We start from the raw sequence: 23672 nt of genomic DNA, 5'->3' as shown, positions 1-23672 counted from the left end.
TCCCAGGGAGTTGCCAGTTGCTTTCCTCTAGCAGATCGTAGTCTTAACGGGTAATCTTTATACTCAAATTTGTGTAAAAAGTAGTAACCTTTCTCTTGCTTGGTACTGAAATGTTTATGTATCCAACTGCGAAGGAAAGGGTAGTATTTCCATTCCCTTTTTATTCCAAAATAAGTTTCAGGGTTCTGGTACTGCAATTTTAGTTTTTTCATAGTGCTCCTAGGTTTCTTTAAGTTACCTAGAAGTGATCTTTTGCGTAGTAGTTCATATATCTCTTATTCATATTCCCATCCCCATGAATGTAAACATTGAATTGCATGAAGAAGGGTGCATATATAAATACTTTTAGAAATGAAGAAAGGATATTTCCCGCAAATGGTTTTATCAATTTCCTCAGGAAGATTTATATAGCTTAATATCGGTTATATTATTTTGATTATAGTGGCCAAATTAACTATGTCATTACACTCATAAGCAATAAAATACGAATGGTTTCAATTTTTTTCCACAACAACCTAAGATGTCTGTTATTTTTGCAAGCATCTTAGGCTCTAAGTTAGTTAGCCACCTTCATCTTATAGTGAATTGTTAATTAAAAAATTTTTATTTTTGATTGCTGAGACTAAGGATCTTTTCTTTTAGTTGAGAGGCATACTTAGGGGAGTCACTCTTACGCACTCCAGCGTCAAGTAAGCCAATATAGTCTTCTAATCCTAAGGCTCGGTGAATGTCACTTTTAACTTCTAGGAATGAGGCTTCAAAACTAGCTGAGAAGTCCTGAAGTTTATCAATCCCAACATCAATTCTTTCTAACGCTTCTGAAAATTTATTCATACCAAATAATGATTTCGATAACCAGAAATATACGAACGGGTCGCTATCATTATTATCGAGAAGTTCCAAACAAATTGTCTCGGATTCTTCATATTGTCCTAGTAAGCAACGTGTCTCCGCGATCCTACGTACATGAAAAGGTTTTCGACGTATTACCGACATGTAAAATTCAAGCGCTAAATTTAAATAAACTTCGGCTTTAGGGTCATTCATTCTAAGGTGAATTTTTCCAGCCTCACGATAGAGATCTCCAACTGAGTTTTTAGTATTGTCATCAGAAATTAAAGAAAACGGGGGTAAAGGTAAGTAGCCAAAAATGTCTAAAAATTTCTCTGGGTGATTGAATGCCCAATCCCCAGCAAAAACACTAAAAGCACGATACGAATGGTCATAACCAAATGCCATCGATTCCTTTATAATTAATGAAATAAGGTCAGAATACTTTTCATTGAGCTCTTTTTTATACTCTCTCATCGATGTACGAGAAACTAACTCAAAAGAGGCTAGTGCCACAGAGATTGAAGGGCTACTTTCGGTTTGCCAAGCATCGAGGATTTCTTCTATTAGTTGCTTGGCCTCTATAGCTCTATCGGATTTTGAATAAATTCGTGCTAGCTGGAGCTTCACTTCGTACATAGAAGCATACTCTTGGTTAAGAATAACAAACTCAGTTTCAGCTTTCGATTCTTCGTTTAATCTAAGTAAGCACTTAGCATAGTGGTGCATAACAAGCTTAAGTAGTTCAATATCTTCTGTCACTAACCCTTTAAGCTCCAAAAAGATTGATAATGATTTTTCCAGCTCAGATTTAGCAAAATCTATAGATGTTTCTTTATCCAATAAATAAATGTTTTCTATCGATTCTATAAGAGCCAAAACTTGAGTTCGTTCTATCTTAGGCAAAAAACTACTTATATTCGCGAACTGGTCTGATGGTGAAGCAATCTCACTCTTATTTAATGTAGAAGGTACACTGGCAATCAAACTTGAGTATAGATAGATACTATCACCAGTTGACTTATACAAGCGGTAAATTAGCTCTTGATGTCGATGTGATACTCTCAAAAATGCAGCCCACATTTCTGCTTCGGTATTTTCTAGATAATCCTTTAATAGGCCTGAAATATTTGACTGTTCTATATCTAGGCTTGCTAGGGCTTCAAATATGACATCGTGTACTTTCAAAAATCCAAGATTCGATTTGGTAACAATAGTAGATTTAATTAGTTTTTTTACACCAATAGGTTTAATAGAAGCCTTAGCAAAATCTAAATCAATAATTTTAGTTTCGCATGCCTTCAAAAATGAAAGTTGTGTAGCTAAACTTCCTTGAAGGTGACCAAGTAATCTTTCTGTAAGCTTCTGGTTTTTATCATCTTCATATTCCAAAATAGCATCACAGTCACTGTCAATATCTTCCCACTCGTAGTCATCTGAACGTATATTTGCATTCATCAGCCCGTAAATAAGTGGGTAACCACCGACAACATCGTAGACCTTCTTAAAGGTAGATTCAGGACATGGTGCTTCTGTGTCGTACTCTAAAATAGATTTAGCAACTTCAGTAGATAGTAGTGGTAGTTGCCAATCACTTTTATCAACAACATTTCTTCGCGTAGCCAAAATAACAGATTCGTTAAAACATATATCTTCGAGGTGTTGTTGACTTACTGGTGCAAATAAATTGTCAAGAATTAGAAGTATTTTCTTTGATTTAAGAAGTCCAAGAATATTGACCTGATGTCCATTGCGGTAAACATCATAGTGTCCTAAATCACCTAAATTTTGTACTTCAGAAGCATCCAGCCATAATGCTAGATCGAACTCTTCTTTAATAGAGTTTGCTATAGCTATTGCTAGATTCGTTTTTCCAGCCCCCCCAAAGCCTACGACAACACATGAATGTCCCGTTAGTAATCGATGAGATAACTCAGACTCTATGTCGGCTCTCGGTTGGTAGGAATCTTCGACTTTTGGAAGGGTTAAGTTGAGAGCAGATTCATTTCGGATTGTTTTAATTGACGGTAAGAAATGCGCTAAGCGTTCGGTTACGGCTTCATCGAACAATAGATCATTGACAATATACTCGGCAATTTTACGGGCATCCCAAATTATCAGTTCTATTGAATTTGTTGCTTCAGCATTTGATACTAATTCTGTTACACGCCGTTGCGATTTTGGCGGGCACTCACGATTACTTAACAAGAAGAGAGTTTTTAGTGACTCGGGATAGTGCTCTAGAGCATGAACTTTGTCGTTCTCGATTTTTCTAAAGTCAATAAAGTATCCAGCATCGGTACTATACTCAGCTACGACTTGGCTACAAGAAGAGAAGGTATCCACGGCATGGCCTACCGGGGCACCAGCTAAATTTGTCCCTCGATGATTAAGCTCATAGTCACTAAAGACTTGTTCAACGATAATGTATCCAAAACGTTCGAATGTCGATCCTGTTAAGACTTCCGACATCTCTTTCGTTATGCGTGCGATATATGTATTTCTTAACTCTTGTTTCATCTTCATTCCTAAGCATAGTCATAGGATGTATAGTATTGAAGCTTTATACATTCAATACTAAGTAAAATCGCCTGTAATATGATCAGACGATAAGCAATGAGTATCATATTCATTAGTTTATTTTGATCAATAAATAGAAAGCAAAATTAGAGTTAGCATTGATACGAAACAGGCATGGGCTAGAGTGTGTTTTGAGTTTTAGGAACAAGAATCAGTACCACTGACTCGGTATAGTTGTAGGATCGAAGCATACTTTGGATACTCTTTATCACTCTACTCAGCAAGACAGGGCGGTGTCTTTTATTGTATATTCAAGAGCGAGACGTGAGTGATATTTTTTAAAAATAACATCCAGCACTAGAGATGGCGGATATAGCGGTTCAGCAGCTTATGAGGAGGAGCTAACCAGCACACGTAGTAGTTGGTGTCTATTGTTGTCTTAGGTACTAACCAATCGAAAAACTAAAACTGCACCAAAATCGTTCTGGTAAGAGTCTCTAAGAAGTTTACAATCAAATGTTATCACTGGTTTTCCTCTTTGTCCCCATACCATGTCTAGCTCTTTAATCACTAACACCTGCCCCAGTTTAAAGGGACATTTTTCCAAGATACTTACATTATTACCTAAAATGTGCTCTGGGTTCCTTAGAATATTACAAATGTGAAAAACCACAATAAATATATAAATCAATGGATTATAATTAATATGGCTAAGTTAGTTGCTCTCAAGGAAAAGTCTTCTCAACAATAGTAGTGAGCATACTTTCCGGCGTGGGGAAGGTGATTCCTCGATTGTGGCACATAATGAAGGTTAGAACGACTCCAACATTAAATTGAATAAGCTCATACACTTATTGTATAATGTAAGAGCTCTTTAGCTTAGGACGAATTCGTCTAGTCGGGTGTTTAGCCAGACTCTAATTTATTGAACGGTTTTATGGTTGCGATAGGTTCGCAACCTGATCTCCTCACCCGTTCGTCAATCAGGTTGCGAACCTATCGCTTCCTCTAGTAAAGAGTTGAGCCCAGCCCAAGAGTGCTGCTCTTGGGCTTCTTTATGGGGTTAGATATGATGTTGATAGAAAAATTAGCATTAATGTTGCAAAAGAGTGAAGGCGAAGTCACTAGTTTTCTTCAGAATGCGCCTAAAAGGTATAAAGTCTATACTATTCCAAAGCGTACTTTAGGGCATCGCGTTATAGCTCAACCATCTAAAGAGTTGAAAGAATATCAGCGTAAATTTTTAGAAATTCAACAGTTTCCTATCCATGCTTCAGCGATGGCTTATAGGAAAGGTATGAGTATCAAACAAAATGCAGTTGCTCATAAAAATAATTCTTACCTACTTAAGCTGGATCTTGAAAATTTTTTCAATTCCATTTCAAATAAAATATTTTGGGAAGTTTGGGAGTCAATACTTCCTTTACCCTCAAACCAAGATAAGCAAACTTTAGAAAACTTACTTTTCTGGTGTCCAAGTAAAAAAACTGGAGGCGCATTAGTTCTTAGTATTGGAGCACCAAGTTCTCCACTTGTGTCTAATTTCTTTATGTACCAATTTGATTGCGCTGTTAGCAATTTATGCATTGAAAAAGAAATTGTTTATACTCGGTATGCTGATGACATGACCTTCTCGACCAAGCATAAGGATTCTCTCTTTGTCGTTCCTAAGCTCATAAAAGATAAGTTGGCTGAATTATTTGGAGGAGCGATAAGAATTAATAGGAAGAAAACTAGGTTCTCATCTAAAGCTCATAATAGGCATGTAACAGGTATAACCATTACTAATGATGGAGTTCTCTCTCTAGGAAGAGAACGAAAAAGATATATCAAACATTTAGTGCACCAAGTTCAACTAAATATACTTGATACTGATGACAGACAACATCTTAGAGGACTTATTGCTTTTGCTAAGCATGTCGAGCCCATGTTTATTCAATCATTGAAACGAAAATATACCTCTGAGTTAATTACTCAAATTATAGAGGAGTCAAATGACTAAGTTACGTAAAAATAGAAGTAGGTCTGTTAAACACCTAGTTCAAAGCTCAGATAAAGGTAATTTTCAATCTTCGTATCAGTTGTTTAGAAATTACTCTGAAGGTAAGAATGTGGCGCATAAAAATGAGGACTTAGCTTATCAATATTTAAATAAAGTAGAATCCGCGCTTCTTGAAAAGAAACTTACTTTATCTTCAGTGCACCTGACTGATTTTAGAAGATTTACAGACCTTGATATTTCATTCGATGACAAAGTTACTGTACTTATAGGCGCTAATGGCGCAGGTAAAACGAGTGTTGTAGAAGCTATTGCGAAGACATTTTCATGGTTGAATAATAATCTGGAAAAAACAGACGTAGTTGGTAGACCAATTACAGAGAGTGATATTCATGTTGGCTCTAAAGAGTTCAGTGAAGTCATGACTCAATTTAAATTTGATAATCAGAATACCTTTGATGTGAGCTTAGGTAGTACTGTTTTGGGATATGAGGGTAGTTCTCCTACAGATGTGGTTGCTATAAGGCAAGTTGCCGATATGTATAAAAGTATAGCCAAAAATCCATCAATACATATTCCCCTTTTAGTATTCTATTCAGTTGAACGTTCAGACTTTTCCTTATCTTCAACGATCACAGAAACAGCGTCAGGAGATAGTGCTAGTAATAGATTTTCTGACCTTAAGACCGCGTTGGATGGAAGCGGAAAACTAGAGGACTTTTCTAAGCTTTATATTGAGCTCGTAAATAGAGCAAAAGGTGAAGATAATAAGGAAGTTCAAGATCTGAAGGTTCAGATCTCAACGCTGCAGGCTACTATTGATGATGTGTACGCTGGCCAAGTACCTCCAGAAAATGATGTATTCAATGCTAAGCTAAATGCTAAAAAACAGGAATTAGAAAATTTAATAAAAACTAAATCCTCAGCAAAATATCAAAGACATTTAGATTTAGTCAATCGAGCAATAGAGGTACTTGTTCCAGATGTGAAGAATCTCGAGGTCGATCGTAGTTCAGGAAGAGCCAGACTAATGGTTGATAACTTTGGAAATAGAGTGAATATTGCCCAGTTATCACAAGGTCAAAAAATGTTAGTAGCTCTTTCTGGAGACCTGGCAAGGCGTTTAGTTAAGTTAAATCCTGACTCTAGTACCCCTTTACATGGGCATGGAATTGTAGTTATTGATGAAATTGAATTACACCTTCATCCAAAGTGGCAACAAGAGATCCTAATAGGTTTTCAAAAAATGTTCCCTAACCTACAGTTCATCGTGACCACTCATAGCCCTCAAGTGCTTTCTACTGTAGATAAAGATTGTATTCGTATACTTCGATTTGATAATAATGGAGTTGCTTTTATAGACAAACCAATATTTCAGACCAAAGGTGTGTGTAGCTCTGATGTCCTAGAACAGATTATGGGAACATTTTCTGTACCTCCAGTGTGCGAAGCAAATTGGATTTCTGACTATTCAAGTTTGATAGCAGAGAAACTTTGGCAGTCGGAGGATGGTATAAAATTATTTGATAAAATAGTTAATCATTTCGGCACTGAACATCCTGAGGTTATGAAAATTAAAGGAGACATTAGAACTCAAGAATTCAAATTAAAGGCCAGAGCACTTAAAGGAAATTGATTCTGATGAAAAAATTAGTTCGTGGTTCATCTCCTTTGTGTTTAGCTCAATTCAGGCATGGCCAAGACAATTGGTCTGTTATTTCTAGCAATGGTTTAACTAGCGATATTTGGGAAAAACTCAATATCATGCAGCATGGCTTTTGTGCATATTGTGAGTGTCAGTTACATGAAGATAATACCAAAAGACATATTGAACATTTTATTCAAAAGGGCCGCGACCCAAGTATGACATTTAATTGGAATAATTTATTTGGTTCATGTAACAATCCGAATCGTTGTGGGAAGTTTAAAGATGAGGATTTAAAAGCTAAAAATATAGATTTAGCTAAGGTATGTAAACCAGATGAAATGGACCCTAGTGAATTAATGCTGTTTCTTAATACTGGAAAAATTAGAGCTAGAACTTCTTTAACATCAGAACAAAAAGAAATTGCTGACAACACTATTGTTATTTTCAATCTTGATGGTGACAGTACACTCGAAAACGCTAGAAAAGCTGCTATTGCGGGAGAAAAGAGTTTGGCAGATACTTATTGGAAGATGCTAGCTGATGATGAGAACGGCGAGCTAATTGAACTTTTAGAATCGGAGTTATCTGAAGCATTAAAAAGAATTAAAACAGTTCAGCATTCAACGGCATTGGAACATTTGTGGATGCATAATGAACAGTTTTAATTGATTGATAAGCCATAACCTGAATAGTTGTGAAGGATTGTATTAAAAATAATTTAAAAGTATCTCTAAGGTTTCTTGTGGATAGCTCACTTTTTGATGAGATACTATAAAGAATATAGTGACAAGTTGAATAGAGTTATGGGCGACATTTTTTTACCCCTGAAGATAAGTAAGAGCTTCATCGTGATATGGCTGAATTATCTGCCTGGGCAAACCTTAAAACGTCGGCGAGCAACAAAAATCAAAAAATTCTGTGTATGGCATTAATGATGGTATCGATAGTGATTACCATTCTAACTATCTGTTATATAGATTTATTTCCTTATCATTGATACTAGAGTGGGAATAATTTCCCAATAAAAACTCGCTAGCACTGACTAGCAAAATAACGACTTAAGCCCATGTAAAAATGGGCTTTTTTTATGGCATCAATTTTTCTTGATTATCAGAAACTAATGCAGTCAAAAAATCGGCAACAACACGTATTCTTCGTGAATGGGCGAGGTCAGAATGAATGGCTAACCAAATTGGTTGGTCGCAGCCAATATCATCCAGTAGACAAATCAAACCCATTTTTCTTGCAATAAAATGGGGTAAAACGGCGAGTCCAAGACCCGTTTGTACAGCACTAAATTGAGCTGACATTGTGGTCGTAGTCAACCGGCAAGACCTTCCTCTGAGGGTTCTTTCTAGCCACTGCGCAGAATTAAGGTGCTGTTGTGCTTCTGACCAACCTATAAAATCATCATATTCTAAGTTGTTAGGCCTATCTGGATTAGGTCTGCGTTGTAAATAACTTTTTGAGGCATAAAGGCCGAAGCCAAGAGTACCTAATTTGCGGATCCGTACATTACCACTCTCAGGTCTCACCATACGTAGAGCGATATCGGCATCTCGTCGATGCAAATTAACGGTTGAAACACCTGTGACAATTTCGAGGGTTAGATTGGGGTTAACGTCAGTTAACGATGGTAGAGCAGGGATAATAAGGTGGTCAGCTAAGCCTTGTGCAGTTGCTAAGCAAACATGACCCATAACGCTTTCATTCTTTTTGTGCGCAGCATTGCTAAATGCGAAGCCTGCTTGCTCTAAAGCCTCTGCCTGTGAAATTAACGCACTTCCTTCATCCGTAAGTTTATAACCAAGCTGATCGCGAGTGAATAATCGAACGCCTAATGCTTCTTCGAGTCGTTCTAAGCGCCGTGATGTCGTTGCAATGCCCAGTTTTAATACCTTGGATGCAGCACTTAGCGTGCCTTCTCGTGCAATAGCTAAAAATATTTTGGCATCATCCCAGTTCATCTTCTTTCTCACTGTTTTCCATTTTTGGAAAATTGATTGTTAATATTGCCCATATGAATAGCCATTTTAGGAAAATATACTCAAATACGTTAAATAAACCAAGGGGCAGATGATGAATAAACGTATTTTAGGAAATGGGCTCGAAGTTTCGGCAATTGGGCTAGGTTGCATGGGAATGAGTGAGTTCTATGGACCACAAGATGATCAGGCGGCGATGGCTGTACTACATAAGGCGGCAGAACTTGGTTGCACATTGCTAGATACAGCCGATACATATGGCAATTTTCATAATGAAGAACTGATTGGGGATTTTCTTAAACAGACGGATGCAGAAATCAAGGTTGCAACAAAGTGTGGCATTGTACGCCGCGCAGGGGAATATGAGCGTAGAATTGATAATAGCCCTGAATATATTCGCAGTGCTTGTGAAAGTTCATTACGTCGATTAGGTGTCGATTGTATTGATTTGTATTACATTCATCGCCTAGATCCAAAAGCATCAATAGAAATGACAATGGAAACATTGGCGCAATTAGTTGCTGAGGGGAAAATTGCACACATAGGGTTATCTGAAGTGAGCGCGGCTACACTTAAACAGGCACATTCTGTGTTTCCCGTTACCGCAGTCCAAACAGAATATTCCCTTTGGACGCGTGATGTTGAAGCTGAAATTTTGCCAACTTGCCAAAAGCTGGGTATTGGTTTTGTACCGTATTCCCCTTTAGGCCGTGGGTTTTTAACGGGTCGTTTTAATGATAAGAGTTCGTTTGACAGTGGCGATTTTCGAAAGGGATTACCCCGTTTTACATCTGAGAACCTCAAGGCTAACAGCACATTATCTGATTTTATTATTCAGATGGCGGAGCAAAAATCATGTTCACCTGCACAGATTTCACTGGCGTGGTTGTTGGCTCAAGGAGATAACATTGTGCCAATACCGGGAACGAATAAAGTAAAACATCTTGAAGACAACTTTGGCGCGGCTGATATTCATTTAACATCAGAGGATTTACGTCAAATTAAGCATGCCATAGACCGTTTTCAACCAGCGGGATCCCGATATTCTGTTGAGGGTATGAAGGGGATTAATGCTTAAATAGGGATTAATCAGGGAATAACAGTGTTTAGGCATCTGATATTTAATGGATGCCTTTATATTATCAATACGAAATGATCTTGTAAGATAGTTTGGTTTTTTATGCAAATAAAGTGAATTATTACTTGTTCAATTTCCTTAAATTGCTATCATCCAAAGAAGTTATACATTTTGTGTATATTTCCATGCCCTGTAATCATAAAAATAATGAGTTGGGGCAACATGACAACAGCTAAGGAAAAACCTTGTGGCATTTCGTTTAAAATATTTGGCATTACTCCCTCTTTTTGTTGCAGCAACTGCATGCCAGCAGCCAACCAATACAAATAACACTTCAATTGCAGCGCCAGCAGCGCAAGTACAGCCTGTGATTGTGAACAATTCATGGATTGAAATCTCAGAAAGTGCATTGGATTTTAATATCAAAAAAGTTCAAGCGCTATTAGGGGATAAATCATCCATGTGTGCCGTTCTCAAAGGCGATGCTTATGGGCATGACCTCTCATTAGTCACGCCAGTGATGATTGCTAATAATGTGCAATGTATTGGCGTGACCAATAACCAAGAATTAAAAACGGTGAGAGACCTTGGTTTTAAAGGCCGTTTAATGCGCGTTAGAAGTGCAACCGAAAAGGAAATGGCGCAAGCGACACAGTACCAAACGGAAGAACTGATTGGTAACTTAGAAATGGCGCAGCGCTTAAATGCCATTGCGAAACAGCAAAATAAAGTCATTCCTATCCACCTTGCGTTAAATTCCGCCGGTATGTCACGTAATGGTTTAGAAGTCAGTACCCCAACGGGCCTTAATGAAGCGAAGCTGATTTCACAATTACCTCAGTTAAAAATTGTCGGCATTATGTCCCATTACCCAGAAGAAGATGAGGCGCAAATCCGCAAAGATCTCGCTAAATTTAACAAAGAGTCTCAACAAGTATTAAATGTGACGGGTCTAAAACGTGAAGACGTCACACTGCATGTCGCGAATACTTATGCAACAATTACTGTGCCTGAATCATGGTTAGATATGGTGCGTGTTGGTGGTATTTTTTACGGTGATACCGTTGCAACAGACGACTACAAACGTGTAATGACATTGAAATCAAATATAGCTTCAGTAAATCATTATCCTAAAGGCAACACTGTCGGCTATGACCGTACCTTTACATTAAAACGTGACTCTGTTTTAGCAAATATCCCTGTGGGTTATGCAGATGGTTATCGTCGAGTGTTTAGTAATACAGGGCATGCACTGATCAACGGCCAGAAAGTGCCTGTATTAGGAAAAACTTCAATGAATACCGTGATGGTGGATGTGACCGATTTAAAACAAGTCCGTCCGGGTGATGAAGTGGTGTTCTTTGGTAAACAAGGTAATGAGGAGGTTACCGCTGAAGAAGTAGAAGACATCAGCGGTGCATTATTTACAGAAATGTCTATCCTTTGGGGCGCTACCAATAAACGCGTCTTAGTGGATTAAACTTATTTTTCACTCAACATATTTTAACCCGCATTGATTGCGGGTTTTTTTATTCTAAAAATAGCCTAGGATTTTATGCAATATATTGCTATGTGTTGATAACGTGCTGTTTAGGTGAATGACTCTCGAAACCTTCACGTTGATATGTTAGCTTGGTTGAACCTTGTCTGAGCGGATAGACTCAGAAAGCAAATAGTAGAATAAGAAGGATATTATTTATGTATCAAGTTGATTTACATGCCCATACCATTGCCAGCACCCATGCTTACAGTACGGTTAATGAATATTTTGCCGAGGCGGCAAGCCGTGGGGTAAAGCTATTTGCAATCACCGACCATGGCCCTGAAATGCAAGATGCACCCCATGAATGGCATTTTGGTAATATGCCTATTTTGCCACGCATTGTTGATGGTGTCGGTTTACTGTATGGCATTGAAGCGAATATCAAAAATAAGCTAGGTGAAACAGATTGTAATGAAAAAATTGCTCGCCACTTAGACATTATTCTCGCTGGCTTTCACGAACCCGTTCTTGAGCCGCAAAGCCTTGCAGATAATACCGAAGCAATGATTGCGACGATCCGCAGTGGAAAAGTTCAAATTATTACCCATCCTGGTAATCCCAAATATCCGATTGATATTAAAGCGGTTGCTCAAGCCGCCAAAGCGTGCAATGTGGCATTAGAAATGAATAATTCATCTTTTCTACATTCAAGAGCGGGTAGCCAACAAAACTGCCTAGAGATTGCGAAAGCAGTAAAAGAAACAGGGGGTTGGGTTGCGTTAGGCTCTGACTCCCATTTTGCGGGTTATTTAGGGCGTTTTGATCGCGTAGTGGAAATGCTTGAATCGATTGATTTCCCTCAATCACAAATTTTAAATGTGACCCCACGTCGAGTATTGGATTTTCTTGAATCCCATGGACGTAAACCAATCCTTGAATTTGCCGATTTTTAGTTAGCTAATAAGATAATTTGCAAAGAATAGAGCCGTTATAAGAATTAACGGCTTTTATTTTTTGTGTCTTACAACGCTATTTTCATATGAATACAGGCAAGATTAGTCTGAGCAAGTGCCGAATAATAGTTTTCATGGCGAATAGACATGAACCCGTGTTTTTGGTAAAAGCGTTCTGCATTCGGGGATGAATCTAAGGTTAGGGTGCTTATTTTTCGTTTTTTCGCCTCGGCTTTTATTGCATCCAATATTAAGCCCGCAGCGCCATGTCCCATATACTCAGGTAGAGTAAATATCGCATCAATACTATTTGATTCTAAATTTAAAAAACCTGTTGATACGGCTTCATCACGTTCATTGACAGCAACAAAAAATGGGTTGTTCTCAACCATTCTTATGTAGCTTAGGGGCATTTCATCAGGCGTCCAATTGCAAATCGTTTCTGGGTCGTAACTCGTTTTACAGCCATGACGAATGGCTTGATTGCGAATAAGCCATAACCGTTTGGCTTCTGTTGGTGAGGCTAATCGAACTTTCATTTTTTTACCTAAATAATGTCATTGCATATAATTTTATTAAAACCAAAAACAAAAGGTGAAAGCAAGTTATAAAAGTATCGGTAAGCTAAATTTGTGTAGACAAACTAAAAAAAGCGATAACAAATTAATTGATTTTAAATGGGTGATTATAATTAAAAAATTGAAATCAAAAGCGGATAATAATTAATGCTTTGTTTTTAAAGAGTATTTTTTGATTTCATTTATAATAAAAAAGAAAGGAAAAGTAAATAAATAATCAACAAACTGCAAATATATATACGCAAAAATAACCTATAAAATATTTATAAATCTTTAAATTTGTCCTATTGCGGGGGAATATTCATTTGTGGTTTATTAGTGTTGCAAGAACATCCTTGCTTTAAAATTCTAAGGTACAAAAATGAAAACGTTATTAGCAATTGCAACGGTTATGTCTATTGCTGTTTCTGGTGCTGCATTGGCGAATACAACAGTAAAAAATGAACCTGTGACTCATGTAGCCAAAGTTCAGCATACTGCGAAAACCCACCATGCTAATAAATCAAAAGCCGAGAAAAAAGAGGATAAAAGCAAAACGGTAGAAACCAACAAAGCAATATAATGCCCAAAATCTGTGACAATTATCTTTGTATTTTAATGTAAGATTTATATCAAATTTAAAGGTAGAAAAAATGAAAAAATTAGTCGCAATCGCAACCGTATTATCATTTGCTATTTCTGGTGCTGCATTAGCAAATACAACCGTTAAATCTGAGCCTATTTCACCTATCGCACAGTCGCACCAAGCGGCTAAATCATCTCACCTGAAAGCAAAAGTTGAGAAAAAAACAGCGAAAGAAAAGAGTGCTGAAAAAAGTAAATCAGCGAAATAATCAGTCATAAGTTTCGCTAACGTCACGGTGCCATGGGATATTTTCCATGGCGCTGCATCGTTGCTTCTATGGTATACTGACTATTATTTTGCGATCAGTGACCTTTATGAATTATCAATGCCCACTTTGTTTTACACCTCTCTTACAAACTCACCATAGTTATCGCTGCGAAGCAAATCACCAATTTGATTGCGCGAAAGAAGGGTATGTTAATTTACTGCCTGTGCAACACAAGCGTTCGAAAGATCCTGGTGATAGCGCCGAAATGATGCAAGCGCGCCGTCAATTCCTTGATGCAGGGCACTATCAACCCATGCGTGACCAAGTAGCTGAAAAATTAGTTCAATTTTTACCTTCAAACCAATTATCGCTATTGGATATCGGCTGCGGTGAAGGGTATTACACTGACTATTTTTGGCAAACACTGCAAAATAAATTTGGGGGCATCCAAGTTTTTGGTTTGGATGTGTCAAAGGCAGCGATTCGTTATGCGGCTAAACGCTATAAATCAGTTAATTTCTGCGTCGGCACTAGCCACCGTTTACCTTTTCCTGAAAAAAGTTTAGGGTCAATTGTGCGTATTTACGCGCCTTGTAAAGCAGAAGAGTTAAGCAGAGTATTGGTCGATAACGGCATATTAATTACTGTCACTCCAGCAGCAGAACATCTGCAAGAATTAAAAGCCCTTATCTATGATGAAGTTAAGTTGCACCCCGTTAAAGACGAGGATTTGCCTAATTTTAAATTAATGGATGAAAGCCGATTAAATTATAAGATGGCACTAACGGGTCAAGAGGCGTATGAATTGTTAGCAATGACACCATTTGCGTGGCGAGCGTCTGAAGACGTGAAGCAGAATTTGCAGCAAGCTGAAGTGAAAAATTATACGGCAGATTTTTTAATTCGAGTTTATCAATATCAAGCCGTATAATATTAATAAAGCCCCCTAAGAAAAGTAGGGGGCAATAAACTCTTATGGTGCGTACATAAATAATTCGAGGTGTTCAAACAGGATATTAAACCCAATACCAATTAATACCACACCACCGATAATTTCTGCTTTTTTTCCTAATAATGGTCCTACATAACGGCCAATCATCATACCAATAGTTGCCATAATCATGGTCATTAAACCGATGGTCATTGCGGTATGAACAATATCCACTTGTAGGAAAGCGAGACCTAAGCCTATCGCCATCGCATCTAAGCTCGTGGCAATTGCTGAAAAGATTAGGCTAGTCGAGCTGTGGCTTGAGGGTTTTGAACAACATTCATCATCTTTTGTTTTAAGGCTCTGCCAAATCATGCGAGCGCCTAGAACAAACAATAACGCAAATGCAATCCAGTGATCCCAACGAATAACGTATTGGCTAGCGAGAATACCAATTCCCCAACCAATAATAGGCGTGATGGCTTCAATAAAACCAAATATGAATCCAGTACGAAGAATTTCTCTAAAACGGGGTTTATGTAGGACGGCACCTTTGCAAATTGCAACTGCAAATGCGTCCATTGATAGCGCAAGGGCTAAGACAAGGGTAGCGTAAAAACTCATAACATAACCTCGGTTGGGTGTTTCCATATACACATAAACTACCCCCAACCTAAGGTGTGTTTATGTGTCTATGGTCTTGCCAACCAGATTATGGTGTCCGCACCACGTTTGAAACCAAACGAGTATGTTGATACGGACTTTCTGGAATTAATATATTTCCAGAACAGGCTACTCCCCAATGACGTGGAAAGAAAGATACCACATTTTATTTTAAAGGCAACACTTAATTAATTGTGGATATTAAACGGTAGTGAGAATTATTATCAATTGGGTTAATAAGAAAAAAAAGGTTAATTATATTTTTAATTAACCTTAGTATTTCCATGAATATATATAACGTTTATTTATGATTAATAAGAAACTCATAAATACGTTGTAAATCATCAAGATGTGAGACTTGAATGTGGATTTTCTTTTGCTCTAACCCTATTATTAGAATACCATCCTCTGATAAATTCATTGATTTTATTCTATCGTAAGAAATAAAAGTATTGGCAAAATAAAAACCAGTTTGTTTAAAAAATAACTTAGGTGTTCTAATAAATGCCAAGTAGACTGACATAAATATAGTAATCATTAATAAGTAAGTGGTTAATAAATTACCATGTCGAACAATATTTGTATAAATAACGATACAGATTAAGACAATAAAAATAATGGCATCAACGCGATGTTTTCGTTTTAAGTTAATTTTTAATAGCGTTTTACCTTTTAGCAAATGCTGAATAAATTCATCATAAATAGCATATACAAGCATGATCAAAATGATAATGGCGAGAATGGCATCATTTAAGGTCATTGGTGCGCCCTTGACTAAGTAAACATATGACAAAGCTTAAAATTAAAAAAGGGAGGCTGCAACCTCCCTTGGTTAAATATTAGAAAAAATTATGGTGCTAAGAATTTCAGCCAAGCACCTAAAATACCTAAACCGAAGAAGCCAATAATAATCCACAATGCATTCACTTTGCGGCGTAATAACCACATACAGCCGAATGTGAGTAGCAGAGGAACCAATCCCGGCATTAATTGATCGAGGATCATCTGGACGGTCGTAATATCTTCAACACCCGTGGTTTGGTTTTTAATGCGCGAAACCTCGAGCGGGATATTCACATGGGTCCATTTATTGACAAGGGCCCCCATAACGAATAAACCGAGTATGGATGCTCCCTCCGTTAGTTTTTGCAGGAAACCACCGCCCATATCTTGAACGATATCAATCCCTTTCTTATATCCGTATGCAACACCATAATAGCGGGTTAATAAGCGAACTAAGTTAAACAAAACGAAGAACAGAACAGGACCAAGTAAGCTACCTGTCATCGCGATACCCGCACCTAATGCTGCGAATACAGGACGAACGGTACCCCAGAATATCGGGTCACCAACACCCGCTAAAGGGCCCATCAAACCGACTTTGATACCGTTTATCGCAGCATCGTCAATGTCGGCACCATTCGCGCGTTGTTCTTCCATCGCCATCGTCACGCCAAGCACAGGAGCAGCAACATATGGGTGAGTATTAAAGAACTCTAAGTGACGCTTAATCGCTTGTTTTCTATCGTCATTGTTTTCTGGATAAAGACGACGAATAACCGGTACCATTGAGAAACAAAAACCAAGGGCTTGCATCCGTTCAAAGTTCCAAGAACCTTGGAATAAGTTGGAACGCAGGAACACACCGCGAATATCGCTCTGTGTCAGTTTTTTCTCTGTAGACTGAGTTGTATCAACCATGTTTGCGCTCCTCCTAGTCTAATTCGTTATCAAGGTTATTGTTGCTATTGCCTTGTGTGACAACAACTTGTGATTTGTTGTATTTTGGACTGAGCTGGATATACAGAACAGCCATAACCACACCGATGACACCGAGGGCAACAAGGTTGAAGTCTGTAAATGCGGCAGTAACAAAGCCTAAATAGAAGAACGGCATTAAGTAGCCAGCACGCATCATGTTGATAACCATCGCATAACCCACAACGACGATCATGCCACCCGCAATGTTCAGACCGCTGGTCACAACTTCAGGGATGGAGCTTAACAAGTGTTGAACTTCAGATGTACCAACAGAAATAGCAACAATAAGCGCAGGAATAGCAACACGCATCGCTTGCAGAACTAATGCACTGACGTGAATAATGCTTAGGGATGTCAGGTTTCCACTGATAGCAGCACGGTCAGCCGCATGCTGGAAAGCAACGGTGATAGTACGAACAATGATTGTTAATACTTGTCCCGCAGCGGCCAGTGGGATTGCTAGGGCAATACCCGCACCAATGCTTTGGCCACCTGCGATAACTAAGATAGTTGAAATGATGGAGGCTAAAGCCGCATCCGGTGCAACAGCCGCACCGATATTCATCCAACCTAATGCTATCATCTCCAGCGTACCACCGATGATGATACCTGTTTTCATGTCTCCCAGAACGATACCTATAAGCGTACAAGCAACGAGAGGGCGGTGAAACTGGAATTCATCGAGGATTGACCCCATACCGGCGATACATGCGACGATAAAAACCAGTACTATTTGAACAACGGTAAGTTCCATTGTTTAATCTCCTGTAACCAACAAGTTTTAAAATCTGTTTGAGTAATGGTTTAAAAAGCAAAATTAAAAGTTTGGTAACACATTATTTTTTGAGCTTATTAATTAAGTCCATCATGAAGACTTTGCTGTCAGATGAAACTTTACGGACTTCTAGCTCAATTTTTTTGTCATTCAAATAATTAAAGGCATCGATATCAGTTTGGTTGATGGAAACCGCATTGGTTACCATAGTTTTACCCTCATGATATGCCATACCACCAATATTGACGGATTTAACCTCCACACCTTCCTCAACAATACGCTTAACATCAGTTGGGTTAGTAAATAACAACATCACGCGCTCACCTGCATATTTCGGGTTGTTATAGACGCGAACACATTTTGCAACGTCAACAACGTGAGCCGTAACCCCAGGAGGCGCAACTTGTTTTAACAGTGTCGAACGGACTTGGTCTTTTGCGACCTCATCACTGACGACGATAATACGTTTGACTTGCGTTTCTTTTGTCCAGCGCGTTGCAACTTGGCCGTGAATTAAACGGTCATCAACACGGGCAAGGGCAATCACCATATGCTCACCGGGACCCGCTTTTCGAGCTGGTGCTGGTGGTGGGGTGCTTGCAGCAACAGGCGCAGGTTGAACTTCAACTTCTTTAAATTTAAATGGACGAACACCGCCTCGACCCGTTTCTAATGCAACGGTGATGAGCTCATCCAAAGATGGGTTATCATCGCGGCACATAAAGGTTTCAACCAGCATTGGAACATTCACACCGGTGATAATGTCATAATTATCGTGCTCATTCACAATACGGCTAGCAGCATTAAATGGGCTACCTCCCCAAGTATCGACAAGGAATAGCACCCCTTTAGAGGTGTCTAAATCAGTCAGTTTTTGTGTGTACTTTTCAAACAGGGTGTCTGCGTTTTCCCCAGGGATAAAGTCAATAAACGAGACATTATCTTGCTCGCCGATTAACATTTCGGTGGTTCGGAGAAGCTGCTCAGCGGCGACTCCGTGGGTACCAATCATAATAGCTATACTCACTATTTTTCCCTCATTGATAGATAAAACGAAATATTATCTGTAGATAAATTGGACACTAAAGTTAGACTCCTTTTTATCAATTTCCCCTGTATCATAATATTAGCTGAATAATTACAATTTACTCATGGCGGTCACGAGTCAGCTATTTGAATTATTAGTATGAAGTACATTTGTAGCATATCATTTTGTTTTAACCTAAAAACTTGTTTCGCGTCAGAAAAATAAGAATATACCTAAAAACACTTAATAATTTGCGATTAATAACTTTTTATTTGTTGTTTGTTTCTATTAAATTATGCAAAATAATTATTTTGCAGTGTAAATTATTGTTATCGGTAACAAGTGGCGAATAAAAAAATGTTTACCGTTGATGTTTCGATTAAAATTCAACCGGTTTTGTATGATAAATACAGTGTGAAGTGAGCTAATAAAATATGTTTTTAGAATAAAATAGTATTAATTTGCGATTGTGCTGATTGGCGAAATTAAATGAAATACTCCATGAGTAGACAAATTAGCGTGAAGAATTGATTAAATAAATTTGTTGATAAAGCTAAGGGTTAGTGAATAAAAGTGAATAAGATTACATGGATGGAGAATGAAAAACGCCCTTCAGTGTTCAGAAGGGCGTTAGAGGGATGTAACAGGTTAATTAGTCACATTGGACTTTGATTGCTAAACCGCCGCGAGAGGTCTCACGGTATTTTGCATTCATGTCTTTCCCTGTTTCATACATAGTTTCAATGACTTTATCCAAGGAAACACGAGGCTCACTGGTTCTGCGAATAGCCATCCGTGCTGCATTCACCGCTTTGACGGAGGCAATTGCATTACGTTCGATACATGGCACTTGAACTTGACCCGCAACAGGGTCACACGTGAGACCTAAGTTGTGTTCCATACCAATCTCAGCGGCGATGCACACTTGCTCAGGGCTACCACCGAGTAATTCCGCTAGGCCTGCGGCAGCCATTGAACAAGCAACACCGACTTCCCCTTGGCAACCCACTTCAGCACCTGAAATAGACGCATTCATTTTATAGAGAATACCAATTGCGCCGGATGCTAAGAAATAACGTAGGTAAAGTTCAGGTGTGACAGGCTCGATGCAGTGGTTGTAATAAGCTAGCACCGCAGGAACAATTCCACATGCACCGTTGGTTGGTGCAGTAACAACACGTCCACCCGCTGCATTTTCCTCATTTACCGCTAGGGCATACATATTAATGAGGTCAATGACATTCATTGGGTCATTCGATAATTTACTGGAAGATGTCACCACACGGTTTAATGCAGGAGCGCGGCGCGGCACACGTAATGGGCCCGGTAGAACACCTTCCGTATTTAAACCACGCTCAATACATGCTTGCATGGTGTGCCAGACATCAGCAAAGTATGCGTCGATCTCTTCTTTTGAGTGAAGGTCGAGTTCATTTTTCATCATCAGGCTGGAAATTGATAAACCTGATTTTTTGCAATTTAGCAGTAATTCATCTGCTGAATTGAAAGGGTAAGACACCGGCTTGCTATCAACAGTTGATTGACCAAAATGCTCTTCATCAACGATAAAACCACCACCGATTGAATAATAGGTTTTGGTATAAATTTCATCATTTCCAGCAAAAGCATGAATAGTCATGCCATTTTCGTGTAACTCAAGGTTATCTTGACGAAAATTCATGCCGCCATCACGTGGAAAATCAACTAATTGAGTACCATTAGCTAAAGGCAATTTTTCTGTGTCTTCTACCGTCTTAATAAAAGTTGGGATAGATTCAATGTCAACGGTGGCAGGTAAGTTACCCGCTAGCCCCATAATAATGGCGATATCAGTATGGTGCCCTTTACCAGTAAGCGATAATGACCCATAAACGTCAACAGAAATGCGAGTGACGTTAGGCAATAGATTTTTGCTCACTAAATCATCGACAAATTCTTTACCAGCTTTCATTGGACCAACGGTATGAGAGCTTGACGGGCCAATGCCCACTTTAAACATGTCGAAAACGCTTATCACGTAGGACTCCTTAAAAAAAGTTGAAAATAGAGTGCTTTATTTTAAAAGGCGCTACTTTACTGTTATTTAGTAGTGTTAACCAGTAAGTTTAAAGTATTTTTTGAAATAAGGTAGTTGCTTAGGAATAATTGATTGTAAATAGCACAATCTGCTTGTGTTTTGCTTTAAATTTATACAGTCACATTCATAAAATTAGGAATGATAGGGAAGCAGATAAAAGTTAGTGGGAAATTTTTGTTTGAAAAATTAATTTTATATAGTGATTTATGTTGTCAACGCTAATCTAATTGTAATGCCAATTGGTGTAGAATAGAAGCCGTCAAACCCCAAACGAGATGGCCGTTATACCAATAGAAAAAAATCCGATTTTCACGGCCTGAACGTTTGATATCCACATATTTGTGTTGTCGCAATGACAATGCGTCAAAGAGTGGAACTTCGAAAATGGAGGCAACCTCACTTGGGTTTGCTTGATATTGAATATTGGCAGGTAGCAAACCAACAATAGGAGTGACTTCATAACCCCCATAACTTTGCAGTGGTGCAAGCTGGCCCAGCACCTTCACTTTTTCAGGTGGGATGGCGACTTCTTCAAAAGTTTCACGCAGCGCAGTGTGAATTAATGAACCATCTTCGGGATCTTTTGCTCCACCCGGAAAGGCCACTTGCCCTGCATGAGAACGTAAAAATGGGGAGCGCTGGGTTAGCAGCAGCGTTGGGTTAGGTTTATTAATAATCGGTAATAAAACCGCAGCCGATTTCCCCGTCTGGCGCTGTGCCTGACGGGTTGCCGGTAAAGTAAACTGAAAACGGTTGATAAAGTTATTCAGCTCGGTCATCCGAATTTAACGCTCCTAATAAAGGTAGAATAAGGCTCAATTTGTCGAAAGTTTCTTGGTATTCTTTATCCGCTTGGCTATCTGCCACAATACCACCGCCTGCCCAACAGTAAATCTGTTTTTTATAGGTCAATAAAGTTCGGATAGAAATGTTAGTGTCCATATTGCCACAAAAACTAATATAGCCTATTGCACCACAATATCCATGTCGGCGATGAGGTTCTAATTCTTCAATAATTTCCATCGCACGAATTTTTGGCGCCCCTGTAATGGACCCACCAGGGAAGCAAGCTTGCAATAAATCGGTGGCTTGGTAAGGGCTGTCTAATCTTGCCGTGATAGTGCTGACCAAGTGGTGAACGGCGGGGAATGGTTCAACCACAAACAATTCTGGCACCTTAACCGTTCCCGGTTTAGCAACACGGCCGATATCATTGCGCAATAAATCGACAATCATTAGGTTTTCTGCACGGTCTTTAGGGGAGTTAGCCAGTTTATCAGCTTGCGCTAAATCTTCTTGCTTATCCTCTAAACGCGGAAGTGTGCCTTTAATCGGGCGTGTTTGGATATCGCCGTCTTGTAACAAAATAAAGCGTTCAGGAGAAATGCTAATCACAGCATTTTCCGGTAGACGTATAAAGGAAGAGAATGGGGCGCCATTCGTTTCAAGTAATGCTAGGAACGCATTCCATTCATCTCCTTTATATTTGGCTTTAAAGCGCTGCGCCAGATTAATTTGATAACAGTCGCCATTACGCAAATATTCATGAATACGTGCAATATTTTGCTGGTACTCATCTTCAGTCATATTGGAGTGCCAAGGTGTATTGAGCTTAAACTTATTTTTGCGTGGCGTTTTCTGGCTTTGCAGCCAAGTTAAACGCGCCTCGGCATCTTCATGGCTAATTAATGTGACGGTTTTGTCTTGGTGATCAACAATCAGCGCCCATAAATAGATACCTACGGCCATATCGGGAAATGTTAATTCAGTTTTCGCGATTTCAGGGATTATTTCAATACGGCGTCCAAGGTCATAGCTCCAAATACCGAGAGCGCCACCATTAAATGGCAATGTGTTATCCAATATTTGGTTTGCATGGTGCTTATCAAGTTGTGCTTGAAGCAGGGCGAATGGTGATGCTTCAGAAATAATAGGTTCTTGATTCTGTTCAGTAATTGTTGTCTGTGTCTGATAAGTTATGAGTGTTGTAATGGGATCAGCTACAATAATATCAAACCGGTTATGTGAGTGTTTCGCATTGCCTGAATGCAGTAGCATCGCCCAAGGTTGGTGAGCGAGGGGCGTAAAATAATCAATTGCCGCAGTTGGGCTATAAGGTAACTGAATTTTATTAATAATCATGGTGATAAGTTTACTTTTTCGCAAGTGATTCTAGCTGACTAACAGATACTCTTATCTTAATAATCGAAGAGATGTTAAAATCTTAATTATTGATTTTAGTCTTTTATGAATGAGGTTTAAACCATGTTATCAGGGATCCCTGCACTTAATCATGAAGAACAGCAAGAAGCGGTAGAAAAAATTCACCAATTAATGGCTGACGGTATGAGTAGTGGCGAAGCTATTGCACTCGTTGCACAAGAAATTCGTGAGAAACATCAAGGCAAAGAGCAAATACATGTTCGTTTTGACGATGAAAATTAATAATAAGTAAACATACTATTAACATCCATACATGAATCTGATAGATTAATATTAGTTAAGTCATTCTGTTTATCAATGTCGTTAG

21 protein-coding genes and 1 riboswitch are annotated in these 23672 nt (G+C 38.7%); of the genes, 10 read left to right on the top strand and 11 right to left on the bottom strand.

What is annotated here, in order from left to right:
• Positions 1-603: 603 nt before the first annotated feature.
• Positions 604-3351 (bottom strand): hypothetical protein, encoded by a 2748-nt coding sequence (locus tag AC4IFT_RS08765; protein WP_490751110.1) that lies wholly within the window; start codon positions 3349-3351, stop codon positions 604-606.
• 1069 nt (positions 3352-4420) lie between these two features.
• Between AC4IFT_RS08765 and AC4IFT_RS08760 the strand changes: the two genes are divergently transcribed.
• From AC4IFT_RS08760 to ptuB, 3 genes are read left to right on the top strand one after another with little or no spacing between them, the layout of a single operon-like run.
• The gene (locus AC4IFT_RS08760) at positions 4421-5353 is read left to right on the top strand and encodes a retron St85 family RNA-directed DNA polymerase (protein ID WP_210782886.1); all 933 of its coding nucleotides are present in this window, start codon (positions 4421-4423) and stop codon (positions 5351-5353) included.
• Positions 5346-6986, top strand: a complete 1641-nt coding sequence (ptuA, locus tag AC4IFT_RS08755) for a retron Ec78 anti-phage system effector ATPase PtuA (RefSeq protein ID WP_210782888.1) — start codon at positions 5346-5348, stop codon at positions 6984-6986. Before AC4IFT_RS08760 ends, ptuA begins: the two co-directional genes overlap by 8 nt.
• Positions 6987-6991: 5 nt before the next feature.
• Complete coding sequence (gene ptuB / locus AC4IFT_RS08750) at positions 6992-7663, top strand: retron Ec78 anti-phage system effector HNH endonuclease PtuB (RefSeq protein WP_375084279.1); 672 nt, start codon at positions 6992-6994, stop codon at positions 7661-7663.
• A 420-nt stretch (positions 7664-8083) separates the two neighbouring features.
• Here ptuB and AC4IFT_RS08745 read toward each other — a convergent pair whose 3' ends face one another.
• A complete protein-coding gene (locus AC4IFT_RS08745) occupies positions 8084-8977 on the bottom strand; it encodes a LysR family transcriptional regulator (protein WP_490751109.1) in 894 nt (297 codons plus the stop codon).
• Positions 8978-9077: 100 nt separating this feature from the next.
• Between AC4IFT_RS08745 and AC4IFT_RS08740 the strand changes: the two genes are divergently transcribed.
• The 3 genes from AC4IFT_RS08740 to AC4IFT_RS08730 all read left to right on the top strand — a co-directional run bounded on the left by AC4IFT_RS08740 (position 9078) and on the right by AC4IFT_RS08730 (position 12497).
• The gene (locus AC4IFT_RS08740; RefSeq protein WP_490730810.1) at positions 9078-10061 is read left to right on the top strand and encodes an aldo/keto reductase; all 984 of its coding nucleotides are present in this window, start codon (positions 9078-9080) and stop codon (positions 10059-10061) included.
• A 247-nt stretch (positions 10062-10308) separates the two neighbouring features.
• A complete protein-coding gene (gene alr, locus AC4IFT_RS08735; RefSeq protein ID WP_490751108.1) occupies positions 10309-11541 on the top strand; it encodes an alanine racemase in 1233 nt (410 codons plus the stop codon).
• Positions 11542-11759: 218 nt separating this feature from the next.
• Positions 11760-12497, top strand: coding sequence for a phosphatase (locus AC4IFT_RS08730; protein WP_490751107.1), 738 nt, complete (start codon positions 11760-11762; stop codon positions 12495-12497).
• A gap of 68 nt (positions 12498-12565) precedes the next feature.
• Here the strand turns inward: AC4IFT_RS08730 and AC4IFT_RS08725 are convergent, their stop codons facing one another.
• Positions 12566-13036, bottom strand: a complete 471-nt coding sequence (locus AC4IFT_RS08725) for a GNAT family N-acetyltransferase (protein WP_490751106.1) — start codon at positions 13034-13036, stop codon at positions 12566-12568.
• A gap of 400 nt (positions 13037-13436) precedes the next feature.
• Between AC4IFT_RS08725 and AC4IFT_RS08720 the strand changes: the two genes are divergently transcribed.
• The 3 genes from AC4IFT_RS08720 (at position 13437) to rlmA (ending at position 14839) form a co-directional block, all read left to right on the top strand.
• Positions 13437-13637 (top strand): acid-shock protein, encoded by a 201-nt coding sequence (locus tag AC4IFT_RS08720; protein ID WP_490730802.1) that lies wholly within the window; start codon positions 13437-13439, stop codon positions 13635-13637.
• Positions 13638-13707: 70 nt separating this feature from the next.
• Positions 13708-13908: an acid-shock protein gene (locus tag AC4IFT_RS08715; protein ID WP_219247645.1), complete on the top strand. Its 201-nt coding sequence runs from the start codon at positions 13708-13710 to the stop codon at positions 13906-13908.
• A 106-nt stretch (positions 13909-14014) separates the two neighbouring features.
• Positions 14015-14839, top strand: a complete 825-nt coding sequence (rlmA, locus tag AC4IFT_RS08710) for a 23S rRNA (guanine(745)-N(1))-methyltransferase (RefSeq protein WP_490751173.1) — start codon at positions 14015-14017, stop codon at positions 14837-14839.
• Positions 14840-14881: 42 nt separating this feature from the next.
• On the opposite strand, the gene mntP is transcribed toward rlmA, so the two are convergent.
• From mntP to pabB, 8 genes are all read right to left on the bottom strand, one after another.
• Positions 14882-15463 (bottom strand): manganese efflux pump MntP, encoded by a 582-nt coding sequence (mntP, locus tag AC4IFT_RS08705; protein ID WP_490730799.1) that lies wholly within the window; start codon positions 15461-15463, stop codon positions 14882-14884.
• A riboswitch (yybP-ykoY riboswitch) is annotated at positions 15464-15652 on the bottom strand. It abuts the gene before it with no gap.
• 151 nt (positions 15653-15803) lie between these two features.
• Positions 15804-16262, bottom strand: a complete 459-nt coding sequence (locus AC4IFT_RS08700; RefSeq protein WP_490730797.1) for a DUF986 family protein — start codon at positions 16260-16262, stop codon at positions 15804-15806.
• Between the two features lie 89 nt (positions 16263-16351).
• Positions 16352-17203 carry a PTS mannose transporter subunit IID gene (locus AC4IFT_RS08695; RefSeq protein WP_490730795.1) on the bottom strand — a complete coding sequence of 284 codons (852 nt, stop codon included), beginning with the start codon at positions 17201-17203 and terminating at the stop codon, positions 16352-16354.
• Between the two features lie 13 nt (positions 17204-17216).
• Entirely contained in the window at positions 17217-18017 is an 801-nt protein-coding gene (locus AC4IFT_RS08690) for a PTS mannose/fructose/sorbose transporter subunit IIC (protein WP_219247653.1), read from the bottom strand.
• An 82-nt stretch (positions 18018-18099) separates the two neighbouring features.
• Positions 18100-19065 (bottom strand): PTS mannose transporter subunit IIAB, encoded by a 966-nt coding sequence (gene manX, locus AC4IFT_RS08685; RefSeq protein ID WP_490730793.1) that lies wholly within the window; start codon positions 19063-19065, stop codon positions 18100-18102.
• Positions 19066-19717: 652 nt separating this feature from the next.
• Positions 19718-21082 carry an L-serine ammonia-lyase gene (locus tag AC4IFT_RS08680; protein WP_490730791.1) on the bottom strand — a complete coding sequence of 455 codons (1365 nt, stop codon included), beginning with the start codon at positions 21080-21082 and terminating at the stop codon, positions 19718-19720.
• A 278-nt stretch (positions 21083-21360) separates the two neighbouring features.
• Entirely contained in the window at positions 21361-21921 is a 561-nt protein-coding gene (locus AC4IFT_RS08675; protein WP_490730789.1) for a CoA pyrophosphatase, read from the bottom strand.
• Positions 21905-23284, bottom strand: a complete 1380-nt coding sequence (pabB, locus tag AC4IFT_RS08670; protein ID WP_490751105.1) for an aminodeoxychorismate synthase component 1 — start codon at positions 23282-23284, stop codon at positions 21905-21907. The genes AC4IFT_RS08675 and pabB overlap by 17 nt, the downstream gene beginning before the upstream one ends.
• A 123-nt stretch (positions 23285-23407) precedes the next feature.
• On the opposite strand from pabB, the gene AC4IFT_RS08665 reads away from it, so the two are divergent.
• Entirely contained in the window at positions 23408-23587 is a 180-nt protein-coding gene (locus tag AC4IFT_RS08665) for a YoaH family protein (protein WP_219247663.1), read from the top strand.
• The last annotated feature ends 85 nt before the right edge of the window (positions 23588-23672 follow it).

The sequence above is a fragment of the Providencia sp. UF-183 genome (assembly GCF_058246155.1).
This window is presented reverse-complemented; position numbering and strand designations above follow the sequence as displayed.

Coding starts and splice junctions, on each gene's coding strand:
- AC4IFT_RS08765 (WP_490751110.1), bottom strand. CDS start 3,351: ATGAAACAAGAGTTAAGAAATACATATATCGCACGCATAACGAAAGAG.
- AC4IFT_RS08760 (WP_210782886.1), top strand. CDS start 4,421: ATGATGTTGATAGAAAAATTAGCATTAATGTTGCAAAAGAGTGAAGGC.
- ptuA (WP_210782888.1), top strand. CDS start 5,346: ATGACTAAGTTACGTAAAAATAGAAGTAGGTCTGTTAAACACCTAGTT.
- ptuB (WP_375084279.1), top strand. CDS start 6,992: ATGAAAAAATTAGTTCGTGGTTCATCTCCTTTGTGTTTAGCTCAATTC.
- AC4IFT_RS08740 (WP_490730810.1), top strand. CDS start 9,078: ATGAATAAACGTATTTTAGGAAATGGGCTCGAAGTTTCGGCAATTGGG.
- AC4IFT_RS08730 (WP_490751107.1), top strand. CDS start 11,760: ATGTATCAAGTTGATTTACATGCCCATACCATTGCCAGCACCCATGCT.
- AC4IFT_RS08725 (WP_490751106.1), bottom strand. CDS start 13,036: ATGAAAGTTCGATTAGCCTCACCAACAGAAGCCAAACGGTTATGGCTT.
- AC4IFT_RS08720 (WP_490730802.1), top strand. CDS start 13,437: ATGAAAACGTTATTAGCAATTGCAACGGTTATGTCTATTGCTGTTTCT.
- AC4IFT_RS08715 (WP_219247645.1), top strand. CDS start 13,708: ATGAAAAAATTAGTCGCAATCGCAACCGTATTATCATTTGCTATTTCT.
- rlmA (WP_490751173.1), top strand. CDS start 14,015: ATGAATTATCAATGCCCACTTTGTTTTACACCTCTCTTACAAACTCAC.
- mntP (WP_490730799.1), bottom strand. CDS start 15,463: ATGAGTTTTTACGCTACCCTTGTCTTAGCCCTTGCGCTATCAATGGAC.
- AC4IFT_RS08700 (WP_490730797.1), bottom strand. CDS start 16,262: ATGACCTTAAATGATGCCATTCTCGCCATTATCATTTTGATCATGCTT.
- AC4IFT_RS08695 (WP_490730795.1), bottom strand. CDS start 17,203: ATGGTTGATACAACTCAGTCTACAGAGAAAAAACTGACACAGAGCGAT.
- AC4IFT_RS08690 (WP_219247653.1), bottom strand. CDS start 18,017: ATGGAACTTACCGTTGTTCAAATAGTACTGGTTTTTATCGTCGCATGT.
- AC4IFT_RS08675 (WP_490730789.1), bottom strand. CDS start 21,921: ATGACCGAGCTGAATAACTTTATCAACCGTTTTCAGTTTACTTTACCG.
- pabB (WP_490751105.1), bottom strand. CDS start 23,284: ATGATTATTAATAAAATTCAGTTACCTTATAGCCCAACTGCGGCAATT.
- AC4IFT_RS08665 (WP_219247663.1), top strand. CDS start 23,408: ATGTTATCAGGGATCCCTGCACTTAATCATGAAGAACAGCAAGAAGCG.